13 protein-coding genes are annotated in these 16,229 nt (G+C 34.5%); 12 read left to right on the top strand and 1 reads right to left on the bottom strand.

From position 1 onward, the window contains the following. Positions 1-416: 416 nt before the first annotated feature. From dnaA to budA, 12 genes are all read left to right on the top strand, one after another. Entirely contained in the window at positions 417-1,754 is a 1,338-nt protein-coding gene (dnaA, locus tag JJJ02_RS08115) for a chromosomal replication initiator protein DnaA (RefSeq protein WP_111716956.1), read from the top strand. Positions 1,755-1,927: 173 nt separating this feature from the next. After that, a complete protein-coding gene (dnaN, locus tag JJJ02_RS08110) occupies positions 1,928-3,064 on the top strand; it encodes a DNA polymerase III subunit beta (RefSeq protein ID WP_239242259.1) in 1,137 nt (378 codons plus the stop codon). Positions 3,065-3,234: 170 nt separating this feature from the next. Continuing rightward, positions 3,235-4,131, top strand: a complete 897-nt coding sequence (locus tag JJJ02_RS08105) for an ABC transporter ATP-binding protein (protein WP_111716953.1) — start codon at positions 3,235-3,237, stop codon at positions 4,129-4,131. Further along, the gene (locus tag JJJ02_RS08100) at positions 4,124-5,365 is read left to right on the top strand and encodes an ABC transporter permease (RefSeq protein ID WP_239242222.1); all 1,242 of its coding nucleotides are present in this window, start codon (positions 4,124-4,126) and stop codon (positions 5,363-5,365) included. Before JJJ02_RS08105 ends, JJJ02_RS08100 begins: the two co-directional genes overlap by 8 nt. Before the next feature lie 129 nt (positions 5,366-5,494). Beyond that, positions 5,495-6,214: a DsbA family protein gene (locus tag JJJ02_RS08095; protein ID WP_239242221.1), complete on the top strand. Its 720-nt coding sequence runs from the start codon at positions 5,495-5,497 to the stop codon at positions 6,212-6,214. Then, positions 6,214-6,633, top strand: a complete 420-nt coding sequence (locus JJJ02_RS08090; RefSeq protein WP_099581655.1) for a disulfide oxidoreductase — start codon at positions 6,214-6,216, stop codon at positions 6,631-6,633. The genes JJJ02_RS08095 and JJJ02_RS08090 overlap by 1 nt, the downstream gene beginning before the upstream one ends. A 149-nt stretch (positions 6,634-6,782) precedes the next feature. After that, positions 6,783-7,001, top strand: coding sequence for a S4 domain-containing protein YaaA (yaaA, locus tag JJJ02_RS08085; protein WP_096077751.1), 219 nt, complete (start codon positions 6,783-6,785; stop codon positions 6,999-7,001). After that, on the top strand, positions 7,001-8,110 hold the full coding sequence (gene recF, locus JJJ02_RS08080) for a DNA replication/repair protein RecF (protein WP_240838293.1): 1,110 nt from the start codon (positions 7,001-7,003) through the stop codon (positions 8,108-8,110). The genes yaaA and recF overlap by 1 nt, the downstream gene beginning before the upstream one ends. A 7-nt stretch (positions 8,111-8,117) precedes the next feature. After that, a complete protein-coding gene (gene gyrB / locus JJJ02_RS08075; protein ID WP_302054721.1) occupies positions 8,118-10,040 on the top strand; it encodes a DNA topoisomerase (ATP-hydrolyzing) subunit B in 1,923 nt (640 codons plus the stop codon). A 27-nt stretch (positions 10,041-10,067) separates the two neighbouring features. Further along, entirely contained in the window at positions 10,068-12,731 is a 2,664-nt protein-coding gene (gyrA, locus tag JJJ02_RS08070) for a DNA gyrase subunit A (RefSeq protein WP_240838291.1), read from the top strand. 190 nt (positions 12,732-12,921) lie between these two features. Then, positions 12,922-14,589 (top strand): acetolactate synthase AlsS, encoded by a 1,668-nt coding sequence (alsS, locus tag JJJ02_RS08065; RefSeq protein ID WP_240838289.1) that lies wholly within the window; start codon positions 12,922-12,924, stop codon positions 14,587-14,589. 10 nt (positions 14,590-14,599) lie between these two features. Then, entirely contained in the window at positions 14,600-15,301 is a 702-nt protein-coding gene (gene budA, locus JJJ02_RS08060; protein WP_240838287.1) for an acetolactate decarboxylase, read from the top strand. 40 nt (positions 15,302-15,341) lie between these two features. Here budA and JJJ02_RS08055 read toward each other — a convergent pair whose 3' ends face one another. Beyond that, the gene (locus tag JJJ02_RS08055) at positions 15,342-16,151 is read right to left on the bottom strand and encodes an NAD(P)H-hydrate dehydratase (protein WP_099581668.1); all 810 of its coding nucleotides are present in this window, start codon (positions 16,149-16,151) and stop codon (positions 15,342-15,344) included. Positions 16,152-16,229: the final 78 nt, after the last annotated feature.

Raw genomic sequence — 16,229 nt, 5'->3', positions numbered from 1 at the left:
CAGTAACTATTGAAGTATATCAAAAGCGACGTCTAAAATCAACCTGTTTCTAAGAACAGATTGAAAGAAAGATATCCACTTATCCACATTTATTCACAGATTTTTGTGGATAATCATAAATCAGATTTAACTTATTCTATAGTTATTCACATCCTAAATCACATATTCAACTTTACTTTTAAAGTCCAATGTGGTTAAGTATATGTTTGTGGATAAGTCGATGTAACACTTGATATTATAATCTTTTTTTGATAAGATTTTGATATGTTTCCTGTGGATAAAGAATTAGTTTATGACTTTTATCCACATTTTGTGTATAATTTGTGGATAAACTATTCAAACCTGTGTTTTATGTTTATTCACATTTTTAATACTGTGTATAACTTTGAAATTTTTTTATAAGAAAGAGGAACATTATGAGTGGAATCGATACGATATGGGATAAAGTTTTAACAAAATTACAGACAAAACTAACGAACGCAAGTTACGATACTTGGTTTAGTGAAACAAAGATCAAATCTCTGGATAACAATCAAATCGTTATTTTAGCACCAACTTCTTTCAATGCAGACTGGCTGAAAAAAAATTATTTAAACTTAATTCAGGAAGTAATAGAAGAAACTATCGGAGAACATTTAAATATTAAAGTCATTTCTGATGAATTTGATGATTCCGATACTGATTTTCAGGCAAATAAACCTGCTGAAAGACCTGCTTCTCAGGAAATTTTGCCAAGTCAACTCAACACTGATAATACCTTTGACACTTTCGTCATCGGAAGCGGTAATCGCTTTAGTCATGCAGCAAGTTTAGCAGTTGCTGAAGCACCAGCAAAAGCATACAATCCGCTGTTTATATATGGTGGCGTAGGATTAGGTAAGACACATCTAATGCACGCAATTGGTCATTACGTTATGGAACATAAGGAAAATGCAAAGGTCGTATATACTTCAAGTGAAAAGTTTACGAATGAATTCATCAATTCTATTAAAGACAACAAAACTGAAGAATTTAGATCGAAATATCGTAATGTTGATGTACTGCTTATAGATGATATTCAGTTTTTAGCTGGAAAAGAATCGACACAAGAAGAATTTTTCCATACATTTAACGAACTTCATCAAAATCATAAACAAATTGTAATTTCAAGTGATCGTGCTCCAAAAGAAATTCCTACTTTAGAAGAACGTTTACGCTCACGTTTTGAATGGGGATTAACGACAGACGTTACCCCACCTGATCTTGAAACACGTATCGCAATATTACGTAAAAAATCAGAGGAAGAAAATATAGAGATTCCAAATGAAGCAATGCTTTATATCGCCACTCAAATTCAATCAAATATTCGTGAACTTGAGGGTGCTCTGACAAAAGTTGTTGCCTATTCTAAATTAGTAAACCGTGAACTAAACTCTGATTTAGTAGCTGAGGCTTTAAAAGATATTATCGCTTCTAGTAAACCAAAGAAAGTAACGATTCAGGATATTCAGGAAGCTGTTGGTGCTTACTATAATATACGTCTAGAAGATTTCAGTGCAAAAAAACGTACTAAATCTATTGCATTTCCTAGACAAATTGCAATGTACTTAGCACGTGAGCTTACTGACTTTTCTTTACCTAAAATTGGTGAAGAATTTGGTGGAAGAGATCATACAACTGTCATACATGCGCATGAAAAGATCAGAAAAAAATTAGAACATGATAATAGTTTGAAAAGTGATTTAAAAAATATCGAAAAAGATATCAAGGGATAAAGTTAAAATTGTGTATAACTTTTTGCGACATATAAACAAGTTATACACATGTGGATATCTGCGCTTCACTCAGTTCAATAGACTTATCCACCTATTCACAGCCCTTACTACTATTATTACGATTTTAAAAGAGATAAAATATATATATAAATATCATTTTAAGGAGCTTATTCATTATGAAATTTACAATTCAAAGAGATCACTTTATTACTCAATTGAATGATACATTAAAAGCCATTTCTCCAAGAACAACTTTACCAGTGTTAACGGGTATTAAATTAGATGCTTTTGATAACAAATTAGTATTAACAGGGTCAGACTCAGAAGTATCGATTGAAATTACGATTCCTACTGAACAAGGCGACAATGAAATTTTATCTGTTGATACGAAAGGATCAATCGTATTACCAGGTCGTTTCTTTGTAGATATCATTAAAAAATTACCTGCAGATACTGTAACAATTGAAACAAACGATAACTTCCAGGCAAAAATTACTTCAGGACAATCAGAATTTAATGTATCGGGTATTGATTCAGATCAATATCCATTATTACCACAAGTAAGTGAACAAGAAGCAATAACTTTGCCAATTAAAGTTTTAAAAAATATTATCAAACAAACTAATTTTGCAGTGTCCACGTCAGAAACACGACCAGTGTTAACAGGTGTTAACTGGATGATAAGTGATGGTATATTAAACTGTACTGCAACAGATTCACATCGCTTAGCTTTAAGAAAGTTGCAACTGGAAAACACGAACATTGAAACAATCAATGTCATTATTCCAGGAAAAGCATTAAGTGAGTTAAATAAAATTATTGATGATACTGAAGAAACAATCGATATTTTCTTTGCATCAAACCAAGTATTATTCAAAGTTGGTAATATTAACTTTATTTCACGTTTGCTTGAAGGAAATTATCCAGATACATCACGTTTATTCCCGGAAAGCTATGAGACGGCATTATCTATTAATAACGGAGACTTTTTCCACGCGATTGATCGTGCTTCATTACTCGCGCGAGAAGGAGGAAATAACGTTATTAAATTATCCGCTGTAGAGAATGCAGTAGAATTATCTTCTACTTCTCCTGAAATCGGTACGGTGAAAGAAGATGTTAAGACAAATAAATTTGAAGGAGAAGGTATCAAAATTTCCTTTAACTCAAAATATATGATGGATGCACTACGTGCCATTGATAATGATGATGTTCAAATCGAGTTCTTTGGAACGATGCGCCCATTTATTCTGAAGCCCGAAGAAGATGAAAATTTAGTTCAGCTTATTTTACCGATAAGAACATATTAATTTAAAAGCTTAAGCCAAATTCTGGTTTAAGCTTTTTGTTTTGACAAATAAAGTTTTTATTTTGACAAATATACTTGTCATAAAATATGAAATATATTACTATTTTAAGTGAGATAACATTATTTTCTTAAAGTATGGAAATCCTCAAAAACTATGATGGAGGTAGCAAAATGCTGATTCTGGAGAATGTTAGTAAAGAATTTAATGATTTCAAAGCAGTAGACAATGTCAATATTTCTGTACCTGCTGGTGAGATGCTTGGTTTCTTAGGCGGAAATGGTGCGGGAAAAACGACAACATTTCGCATGATTTTAGGTCTTCTATCTAAGACGGCAGGAATAATTACATATAACGGTAAACCGATTGATTATTCTGTAACTGACAAAATAGGTTACTTACCTGAAGAACGTGGCTTAAATCCAAAATTAAAAGTAAGTGAACAAATTCAGTATTTAGCCCAGTTAAAAGGTATGAACAAAAAGGATATTGATAAAGCTCTGGATTATTGGCTCGATCGTTTCGATGTACCAGAAAATAAAAATAAGAAAATCGAAGACTTATCTAAAGGTAATCAACAAAAAATCCAATTGATTGGTGCCATCATTCATAATCCATCACTACTAATCCTGGATGAACCATTTAGTGGTCTTGATCCAGTGAATGTAGAATTGTTAAAATCAGCTGTTAAAGAAATCAATGAAAATGGTGCTACGATTGTATTTAGTTCGCATCGCATGGAACATGTAGAAGAGATGTGTGAACATGTATGTATTTTGAATAAAGGTAAGACGGTTGTTTCAGGAGAAATTAAACAAGTGAAACATGATTTTGGCAAGAAAGAAATTATTATCGAAGGACAACATGATTTTAGTACGTTAGCGAATATTCCTGGCGTAACAAAATTTAGTCAAAATAAAAATGATGTGCGTATTCAAATTGCTAATGGAGAGGTAGCACCTATCATATTCGATGCTGTTAAACAAATGGGCTATGTTTCAAGATTCCAGGTCAATGAACCATCTCTAAATGAAATATTCATTGAGAAAGTAGGTAATAGACATGAATAAATTTATACCGACATTTTGGTTAACATTCTGGAAAAAAGTATCGAGTAAATCGTTTATCATTTCGACGTTGATCGTAATACTAGCGATTATCGCATTAAGTAACGCTGATAAAATTTATGATTTCTTTGATAAAAGTGAAGAAGATATTACTGTTATTTCTTCCGAAGACAAAACATTATCAACTGTATTTAAAAATGAATATCAAAAATTAGATAAGAAAAAGAAGTTAAAGATAGTTGATCTTGAAGCGGGGAAAAAAGGTATAAAAAATGAAAAATATAAAGTATTGATTGATATTAAAGAAAATACAGATAAAACAATTGAAAGTAAAGTTTATACACTAGATAGCTTAGGAACAGATGAACTGATGCAGATACAATCAACATTGACTGCTTTTCAGAGCAATAATATTGCAAAGTCTCTAAATCTTGCGCCTGATAAATTAGCAAAAGTTTTATCACAGGCTAAAGTTGATAATGAAGTTATTAAACCATTAGATGCTAACGATAAAGTGTCAGAGGAAAGTAAAGCAGTAAATACAGCATTAGTGTATGCAGGAATCTTTTTAATTTTCTTTATTACGATTAACTATGGAAGTCAAATTGCTACAGAAATTGCTCAGGAGAAATCATCACGCGTTATTGAAATGATTGTCACAAGTATTTCACCAATTACACATTTAATGGCTAAGATTATTGGAGTCATTGCAGTAGCGTTGGTACAGATTATCATCTATGCGATTACAATTTTTGTATGTGTTCAAGTATTTAATTTAAATAAAACGATTGAAAGTTTTGGATTTAAATTTACACAGGAAAATGTTCGTGTACTTATGTATGCACTTATTTTCTTAATTTTAGGCTTATTGCTATATATCAGTTTAAGTGCGATTGTCGGTTCTCTTACAAACCGTATAGAAGATATAGGTCAAGCGATAATGCCGGTCACATTTTTAAATATGGCGGCATTCTATATTGCGATGTTTAGCTTAACAACACCAGACACAATGCTTGTTAAGATTACAAGCTTTATTCCTTTCTTCACACCACAAGTAATGTTACTCAGAACCATTTCTCAGAAAACGAGTGATGCTCAGATTATCATTGGTATCATTATTTGTATCGTTACAATTATTGCACTGTTTTTTATCGCAGCAAAAATATACAAGGGCAGTGTATTCAGTAACGATAAAGGACTGATTAAGAATTTTAAAAGAGCATTGCAAACAAAATAGTTCACAAAAGATTAACTATTTTATTGTGGCATTGTTATTTTATTTAATATAATATTTATACTATGTATTTTAAAAATATATAAAAATAAATAACAAATTGTGTATACACAATAAAGAGAGGTCAATTCGATGAAGAATAAAAGCTCATTAATTTTTACGATGGTTCTTACATTACTAGTTGTAGGAGCATTAGCAGCAATGGTGATTATGAAGCAAAAAGATAAAGCTGAAACAGATAGTGTCGACACATCGACAGTTGATTCTACAGTCAATAACAATCAAGGTAAAGATCCTGTGGACACTAATAAAGTCGATCTTAAAGGTCAACCGATGATGGGGAAAAAAGATGCGAAAGTTACAGTCATTGAATTTGGAGATTTTAAATGTCCAGCATGTAAATATTTTGATAGCAATATGAAACCTGAACTCAAGAAAAAATACTTTGATACAGGGAAAGCAAACTATTACTTTATTCATACACCGTTCCATGCTGAAGAATCAATTTTAGGCGGACTTGCTGGTGAAACAGTATTAAAAAATGATCCTGATAAATATTGGGCATTCCATGATGCATTATTTAAATTACAAACGCATAATGGTTCTCAAGATAAATGGTTAACGATATCTGCAGTTAAGAAAGCACTTAAAACAGCAGGCGTAAAAGACGAAGGAAAAATAGTTGATGCAATTAAAGCGAACAGTGAGAAAGCTGCTGTTCAAAAAGATATTGATTTATATCAAAAACACAATATCACTTCTACACCAACAATTATTGTTAACGGTAAAGCACTTGCTGATCCGATGAACATCGATGCGGTTACAGAAGCTATTGATAAGGCGTTAAAATAATGAAAAACACTAAATATTTTTATATTTCCTGGGTAATTGCACTGGTTGCGATGTTAGGTAGTTTATATTTTTCAGAAATCATGCATTATGTACCTTGTGAAAAATGTTGGTATCAAAGGATTTTAATGTATCCTTTAGTGATTATTGCTGGTTTTGCAGCATTTACAAATGCATATCACTATAAATATTTGATTATGACATTCTCTGTTATCGGGTTTTGTATTTCAGTTATTCACTATATGGAACAGAAGATTCCCGGATTTGCACCAATCAAACCTTGTGTTGGTGGTGTTCCTTGTAGTACACAGTATGTGAATTATTTTGGTTTTATTACAATTCCGTTTTTAGCGGGAACAGCATTTTTGTTAATTACAGTGATGATGCTACTCGTTAGAAAATCAAATGCAGATGCAAAATAAAGGATTTTAAAAACAATATGGAATGTTCATAAATAAAAACGTTGAATGATAAGCATTCAGCGTTTTTATTTATGTGAAAAGACATGCAATTTTTAATGATTAAAGGTATAATTATATAATGACTGACATGGAATAGGAGTGAACCGTGAATGGTAAATATAGTCGAACTAAATAGTGAGATTACGTTAGGTCAATTTCTAAAAGCAGAAGGGATTATCTCAACGGGCGGACAAGCGAAATGGTATCTGCAGGATAACCCGGTAATGTTGAACGGAGAAGAAGAAAACAGACGTGGTAAGAAGCTTCATCAGGATGATCTTTTAGAAGTTGAAGGCGAAACTTACAAGATTACTTACACGGAAGCATAATGAAGTTAAAATCATTATCCTTATCGCATTATCGTAATTATGATTCCGTCAAATTAGACTTTAGCGATGAAGTAAATATTTTGATAGGTATTAATGCACAAGGAAAGACAAATCTTTTAGAAGCGATATATTGTTTAGCGATGGCTAAAAGTCACAGAACTTCAAATGATAAAGAATTAATTACCTGGGGTGAACAATTTAGTCATATTGAAGGTGACTTAGCATACCGACATGGCGTCATGCCATTATCACTCACAATTTCATCAAAAGGTAAAAAAGCGAAAGTGAATCATTTAGAACAAAAGCGACTGACTGAATACATCGGCCATATGAATGTCGTTTTATTTGCGCCGGAAGACTTAAATTTAGTTAAGGGTAGTCCGCAAATAAGACGCCGCTTCATCGATATGGAAATCGGCCAGATATCTGCTGTTTATCTTAATGATTTATCCAACTTTCAAAGAATACTCAAACAAAAGAATCATCATCTGAAGCAACTTAAAATCTCAGGTAATAATGATACAACGATGCTTGAAGTATTGAATGAACAATTTGCGGAATATGCGGTAAAACTTACGCAGCGACGTAAATCATTCATTGAAAAACTGGAGGAACTTGCCCTACCTATTCATCAAGGTATTACAAAACAAAAAGAAAACTTAAAATTACAGTATGTATCAAGTCTTGAATATATTGATGACGTACAGGCCATGATTGAAGCCTGTGTTACATTGCTAAATAAAGAAAGTAAACGTGAGATAGAACGTGCACAAAGTTTATTTGGCCCACATCGTGATGATATTACTTTTGCCATCAATGATATTGACGTGCAAACGTACGGATCACAAGGTCAACAGAGAACGACAGCTTTATCAGTGAAGCTTGCTGAAATAGAATTGATTAATCTGGAAGTGGGAGAATATCCGATTCTATTGCTGGATGATGTATTAAGCGAGCTTGATGATTTAAGGCAGACACATTTACTTACGACAATTCAACATAAAGTTCAAACATTTGTAACAACAACATCAGTGGATGGTATTGAACATGAAACAATCAACAGAGCGAAATTATTTAATGTTTCTGATGGACATATTTCGACTAATTGAAGGCTAGGTGACAATCTTGGAACAAAATTTAGATCAATATGGTGCTGACCAGATACAAGTATTAGAAGGATTAGAAGCAGTTAGAAAAAGACCAGGGATGTATATCGGCTCTACTGCATCACGTGGTTTACACCATTTAGTATGGGAAATCGTTGATAATAGTATCGACGAAGCATTAGCAGGATATGCGGATGAAATTGAAGTAGTAATAGAAAAAGATGACTGGATTAAAGTTACAGATAACGGGCGTGGTATTCCTGTTGAAATGCATAAGAAAATGGGTCGTCCTGCTGTTGAAGTTATCTTAACAGTACTGCATGCCGGAGGTAAATTCGGCGGTGGCGGATATAAAGTTTCTGGTGGTTTACATGGAGTAGGTTCTTCTGTCGTTAACGCCTTATCATCGACTTTAGAAGTATATGTACATAAAGACGGACAAATTCATCATCAGGCATATCATCAAGGTGTACCTGCTTTCGATTTGAAAGTTATTGGTGAGACAGATAAAACTGGAACAGAAATACGCTTTAAAGCAGATCCGGAAATATTTACGGAAACAACAGTTTATGAATACGAAATTTTACAAAAGCGTATACGTGAACTTGCTTTCTTAAACAAAGGCATTAAGATTACAGTGCGTGATGAACGTGAAGAAGAAGTAATTGAAGATGAATACCACTATGAAGGTGGTATTAAGTCTTATGTTGAATTGTTAAATAAATCTAAAGAAGTATTATTTCCTGAACCGATTTATATTCATGATACGCGTGATGATATTGAAGTAGAAATATCAATACAATATAACAATGGTTACTCAACAAACCTTTTAAGTTATGCAAATAACATTCATACATATGAAGGTGGAACACATGAGGATGGCTTTAAACGTGCATTAACACGTGTCATTAATAACTATGGTGCTAAAAATAAACTGATTAAAGAAAACGATGAGAAATTATCAGGGGAAGATGTACGTGAAGGAATTACTGCGGTAGTGTCTATTAAACATGGTGATCCTCAGTTTGAAGGACAAACGAAGACGAAACTAGGCAATACAGAAGTACGTCAAATTACAGATAATCTATTTGCGGAAAACTTTGAAAGATTCTTAATGGAGAATCCACCAGTTGCTCGCATTATCGTTGAAAAAGGTATTATGGCATCTCGTGCGCGTCTTGCTGCGAAGAAAGCACGTGAAGTAACGCGACGTAAATCTGGCCTGGAAATTTCTAGTCTTCCAGGTAAACTTGCAGACTGTTCAAGTAAAGATCCATCAATAAGCGAATTGTACATCGTTGAGGGAGATTCTGCCGGTGGATCAGCGAAGTCTGGTCGCGATTCTAAGACACAGGCAATTCTTCCGTTACGAGGTAAGATTTTAAACGTTGAAAAAGCGCGATTAGATCGTATTTTAGGAAATAATGAAATCCGTTCTATGATTACTGCGATGGGTACTGGTATCGGTGGCGAATTTGATATTTCAAAAGCAAGATATCATAAGATTGTTATTATGACCGATGCAGATGTTGATGGTGCGCACATTAGAACACTATTACTTACTTTCTTCTATCGCTTTATGAGACCACTACTTGAAGCGGGATATATTTATATTGCACAGCCACCATTATTTAAAGTGGAACAAGGAAAGAAAAAATATTACGTCTATAATGAACGTGAATTAAATAAATTAAGAGAAGAATTACCAGCTACACCGAAGTGGCAATTAGCACGATATAAAGGTTTGGGTGAGATGAATGCTGACCAGTTATGGGAGACGACAATGAACCCTGAGAACCGTTCGATGTTACAAGTGACTTTAGGTGATGCGATAGAAGCGGATGAAGTTTTTGAAATGTTAATGGGTGATGTTGTTGAACATCGTCGTACATTTATCGAAGAAAACGCCGTTTATGCAAACGTTGATGTATAAAGATAGTATTTTAAGGAGGCGCCATTTATGGCTTTAGAGCACGATTCAAAACTACAAGACCAGAATATTGTCAAAGAGATGAAGGATTCGTTTCTTGACTATGCGATGAGTGTAATCGTTTCTCGTGCGTTACCGGATGTACGTGATGGTATGAAACCTGTACATCGTCGTATATTATACGGAATGAATAATCAAGGAATGACGCCAGATAAACCCTATAAGAAGTCTGCACGTATCGTAGGAGATGTTATGGGTAAATATCACCCACACGGTGACTCTTCAATTTATGAGGCAATGGTTCGTATGGCACAAGATTTCAGCTATCGTTATATGCTCGTTGATGGACAAGGAAACTTTGGTTCTATGGACGGCGATGGTGCAGCTGCGATGCGTTATACTGAGGCGCGTATGTCTAAGATTGCTATGGAATTAATGCGCGATATCAACAAAGATACGATTGATTTTACAGGTAACTACGATGGTAACGAACGTGAACCAGTCGTGCTACCTTCTAGATTCCCAAACCTGCTTGTGAATGGTGCGTCAGGAATTGCGGTTGGTATGGCAACAAATATTCCTCCACACAACTTAACAGAAGTGATTAACGGTGTGTTAGAGTTAAGTAAAAATGCTGACATTTCGATTCCTGAATTAATGGAATTTATTCAAGGTCCTGATTTTCCTACTGCAGGCTTAATACTAGGACGTAGTGGCATCCGTCGTGCTTATGAGACAGGTCGTGGTTCTATCATTATGCGTGCGAAAACTTTAATTGAAACACGTCCTAATGGTAAAGAAACAATTATCGTAACAGAAATTCCTTATCAAGTGAATAAAGCACGTTTAGTAGAGAAGATAGCGGAACTTGCCCGTGATAAAAAGATTGATGGTATTACAGATTTACGTGATGAGACAAGTTTAAAAGAAGGTGTGCGTATCGTTATTGACGTTCGTCGTGATGCGAATGCCAATGTGATCTTAAATAATTTATATAAATTAACACCATTACAAACATCTTTCGGTGTGAATATGTTAGCGCTTGTTGATGGACAACCGAAAGTTTTAAATATCAAACAAGCAATCTATCATTATTTAGAGCATCAAAAAGTAGTGGTTCGTCGTAGAACGCAGTATAACTTGAAGAAAGCTGAAGATCGTGCACATATTTTAGAAGGATTACGTATTGCATTAGATCATATCGACGAAATTATTGCTTTAATTCGTGGTTCAAAAAATGATGCTGAAGCGATGGCAGGCTTAATGGAACAATTTAAGCTTTCTGAGCGTCAGGCACAAGCAATTTTAGATATGCGTCTGCGCCGATTAACAGGACTTGAACGTGACAAAATTGAAGAAGAATACCAGGAATTACTGAAATATATCGATGAATTAAGAGCCATCTTAGCGGATGAAGAAAAATTACTGGAAATTATTCGTGAAGAATTAATTGAAATCCGTGAAAAATATGGCGATGAACGTCGTACAGAAATTACTGCAGGTGGATTTGATCATTTAGAAGATGAAGATTTAATCGATGAAGAAAATATCGTTATTACTTTAAGCCATAATAACTATATTAAACGTTTACCAGCATCAACATACCGTACACAACATCGTGGTGGACGTGGCGTTCAAGGTATGAATACTTTGGACGAAGACTTTGTTAGTCAAATGGTAACGACGTCAACTCATGATAATGTATTATTCTTCACGAATATGGGACGTGTATATAAAGTTAAGGGCTATGAAATACCTGAACTGTCTCGTCAATCAAAAGGAATCCCAATCGTTAACGTATTAGAACTGGAAAAAGATGAAAAGATTAGCACGATGATTGCGGTGAAAGACTTAGAACGTGAAGATGCCTTTATTATATTTGCGACGAAACAAGGTATTATTAAACGTACGAATCTTTCTCATTTTGCGCGCATTAATAAAAACGGTAAGATTGCAATTAACTTTAGAGAAGACGATGAACTGATTGCTGTACGTTTAACAGATGGTAATAAACAACTAATTATCGGTACAAAAAATGCATCACTCATCCGTTTCGAAGAAGATAAACTGCGTCCACTCGGAAGAACAGCTGCAGGTGTAAAAGGTATTTCATTACGCGAAGGCGATGAAGTAATAGGACTTGACGTTATTGAATCTAATGGTGAACATGAAGTATTGATTGTTACTGAAAATGGTTATGGTAAACGTACGGGTGAAGCAGAATACCGTATTTCTAACCGTGGTGGTAAAGGGATTAAAACAGCAAGCATTACTGAGAAGAACGGTAATCTTGTTTGTATCACAACAGTTAACGGTGACGAAGATATTATGTTGGTGACGAATCAAGGTGTAATCATTCGTTTAGATGTTGCTGAATTCTCTCAAAATGGTCGTTCAGCACAAGGTGTTCGTTTAATTAAGTTAGGTGAAGGACAACTTGTTGCGACCGTTGCAAAAGTAGAGAAAGAAGAAGACGTCGATGTAATTGACGAAGATAAGTTGCCCGGTGAAGTGATAGCCAAACAAGAAACGACATTAACAGAAGAAGCATTAGAAGATAACAACGAAGATATTGAAGCTGAAGACGGCCATGTTGTTGGTACGCTTGAAGATGAAGAAGATGACACTCAAAAAGATATTTTAGAAAATTCATCTTTCGATGATATTTTTGAAGACGAAGAAGAAACAGAATAAATTAAAAAGACTAAAGCCCGATTTTTAAGTTGTGCTTTAGTTTTTTTATTTCCTAGGTAATAGTGTAAACGCTTTAATGATACTGGAAACGTTTTATCATCATTTTAAAGGCGTATTATTTGAAGTCAGCTTGTAATCGTACTAGCATTAAATTGTAAAAAATATAATTCTAATTAGGAGCGTTAATATTATGAAAAAATCAGGTGGAGATTTATTCGTTGATACATTAATTAATCATGGTGTGACACATGTATTTGGAGTACCAGGAGCGAAAATTGATAAAGCGTTTGATGTTTTAGAAGATAGAGGCCCTGAAGTTATAGTGACACGTCATGAACAAAATGCGGCACTTATTGCACAAGGTATCGGTCGTATCACAGGTAAACCTGGTGTTGTACTTGTAACAAGTGGACCTGGGGTAACCAATTTAGCGACAGGATTAGTGACCGCAAATTCTGAAAGTGACCCGGTTGTTGCGATTGGTGGTAATGTTAAACGAGAAGACAGTTTAAAACGTACACATCAATCTTTAGATAACGCTGGTCTGATGAGTCACGTTTCTAAATATTCAGTTGAAGTTCAAGATGCAAACAGTATTTCTGAAGCAGTTACAAATGCATTCCGTGCCAGTGTTGAAGGGCGTAAAGGTGCAGCTTTTGTAAGTATACCTCAAGATGTTATATCTGCAGAAAACGTGGAGGTAAATGCGATAGAAGTAAAAGAACCACCTGTTTTAGGACCGGCACCTAATTTTGAAATTGATACTTTAGCTGAAAGAATTAAACAAGCCAAGTTACCTGTATTTTTACTTGGTATGCGTGCATCATCTGAAGAAAATACTGCAGCAATAAGAAAATTTATGACGAATAATGCGATACCAGTTGTAGAAACCTTCCAGGGATCTGGCATTATTTCAAGAGAATTAGAAGAGCATTTCTTTGGACGTATTGGATTATTTAGAAATCAACCCGGTGATGAATTATTAAAACATGCAGATTTAGTGATTTCAGTGGGTTATGATCCAATTGAGTATGATCCGGTGATTTGGAATAAAGAGAATGAAAAAACAATTATTCATATTGATGAAGTGCAAAGTGATATTGACAATCATTATGCACCGGTAACGGAATTGATCGGTAATACTGCGCTCACAATTCAACGATTAGATGAAAAATTAGAGCCAGGTGATATACAGCTTGATGAAAATGCTCAAAAAATATTATTAAATATTGCAAATATGATTCAAAAGAAATATGAATTACCCGAAGATTACATGAATGCTGAGAAAGTAAATCCTAAACATATCGTTAAAGCAGTACGTGAATTAATTGATGATGAAACGACAGTTACTGTAGATGTAGGATCTTTATATATTTATATGGCACGTTATTTTAGAAGTTATGCACCACGTCATCTCTTGTTCTCAAATGGGATGCAGACATTAGGTGTAGCACTGCCTTGGGCGATTGCAGCATCAATTGTCCGACCAGGTAAAAGAATCGTTTCTATGGCGGGAGATGGAGGTTTCTTATTCTCAGGTCAGGAACTTGAAACTGCAGTAAGACTTAAAGCGCCAATCGTACAACTTATTTGGAATGATGGCCATTATGATATGGTTAAATTCCAGCAGGTAAGTAAGTATGGTAAAGGTGCAGCAGTTGACTTAGGTCCTGTTGATTATGTTAAATATGCAGAATCTATGGGTGCAAAAGGATATAAAGTGAATCACTCTAGTGAATTAGAAGATGTACTGAAGAAAGCAATGGCAGAAGAAGGACCAGTTATCGTAGATATTCCTGTAGATTATAGCAACAATGCAAAATTAATGGAAGATTTATTACCAGACGCTACAAACTAGGAGGATAACGATGAATAACTTATATCAATATTCAACAATGGGTGCACTTGTAGGAGGTATGTTTGAAGGTACATTTAAATTGTCAGATGTACTTTCAACAGGAAATTATGGTATCGGAACAATGGATGGCTTAAATGGTGAACTGATTGTTTTGGACGGCACACCATACTTAATCGAAAGTACAGGGAAAGTACGCATTGTATCACCCGATGAGACAACACCATTTGCAAGTATGATGGACTTTAACCCTACCAAGACATTAACTTTTAAAGGTAGTTTAAATAAAGAACAGTTAGACGAAGAAATATTAAAAGCAATGCAGGGTATGAACTATTTTCATGCAGTAAAGATTACAGGTAAATTTAAATTGATTAAAGCAAGATCAGTGAAGAAACAACAACAACCCTATCCGAAACTAGTCGAAGCAGTGAAAGAACAGGGCTATTTTGATATTCAAGATACAGAAGGGACGTTGTTTGGATTTTATACACCCCATTTCATTATGGGTATTGGTGTTGGCGGTTATCATGTGCATTATTTAAGTGATGACGGGAAACAAGGTGGTCATGTATTTGATTATGAAATTGAAGATGTAAAAGTTGAGATGGCTTTACAAGAAGACTTTATCTTAAAAATGCCGCAAACAGATCATTACCGTGAGAATGATTTGAATGATCCAGAAATGCTTAAAGATATCGAAGCAAGTGAATAGAAAAAGCAATCCTGAATCAGTTGATTCAGGATTGCTTTTTCTATGCTTCTAACTTCTTCATCATATATGGTAATTCATCGATAATACGACTTGCTGGTACAACATACATTTCCTGGGCTAATTGATCTCCGATTAAGCTATGAATAAATACAGCTTGTTTAATAGCTTCTTCTGTATCAAATTGACCTAGGAAACTTGCAATAATACCTGCTAATGCATCTCCCATACCGCCTGACGCCATTGCTGCATTACCGACAGTAATTTTATAATCACCGCTTTTTAAATATAATTCTGTTTCATGTTTCTTTAATATAACATGTGCACCTAGTTCATCAGCTTTAGCACGGTTACGTTCAGGTGTCTGTTCTGCAATAGGAATGCCGCTTAATCGTTCCCACTCCATTTGGTGGGGTGTGAAGATAACGTTACATTTCGGTAATGGATGTTTTAATTTGCTTAATATAGTAATAGCATCACCATCTATAATTAACGTTTGATGTTCCTGAATGTGTTGAAATAATAATGTTAAAACATTATTACCCTGGAAATCCAGACCAAGTCCAGGACCGATTAAAATACTATCTGCATTGTCTATTAGTTTTGTCAGACGTTTTATATCATTAATGTCAGATACCATTGCTTCAGGACATCTTGAATGCAATGCTGTATGATTTGTATTGTGCGTAGCAACTGTTGTGAGTCCGCCACCACTGTATACACAAGCACGAGCTGCCATCATAATAGACCCACCCATATTCTGGTTGCCACCGATGAGCAATATGCGACCGTAATCCCCTTTATGTGTAAGTACTTTGCGTTTTGGAATGCTGATAGACTCAATAATTTGCATGATCATTCTCCTTATAATGTGATATCCTTATTCGCTATAGAATGACATAAATAGTTGTCATTCTTATATCTATATGAT

The organism is Macrococcus sp. PK (assembly GCF_022501545.1).
Lineage (GTDB): Bacteria > Bacillota > Bacilli > Staphylococcales > Staphylococcaceae > Macrococcoides > Macrococcoides epidermidis.
The sequence above is the reverse complement of the archived record's forward strand: the minus strand, read 5'-3'. Positions and strand labels throughout refer to the sequence as shown.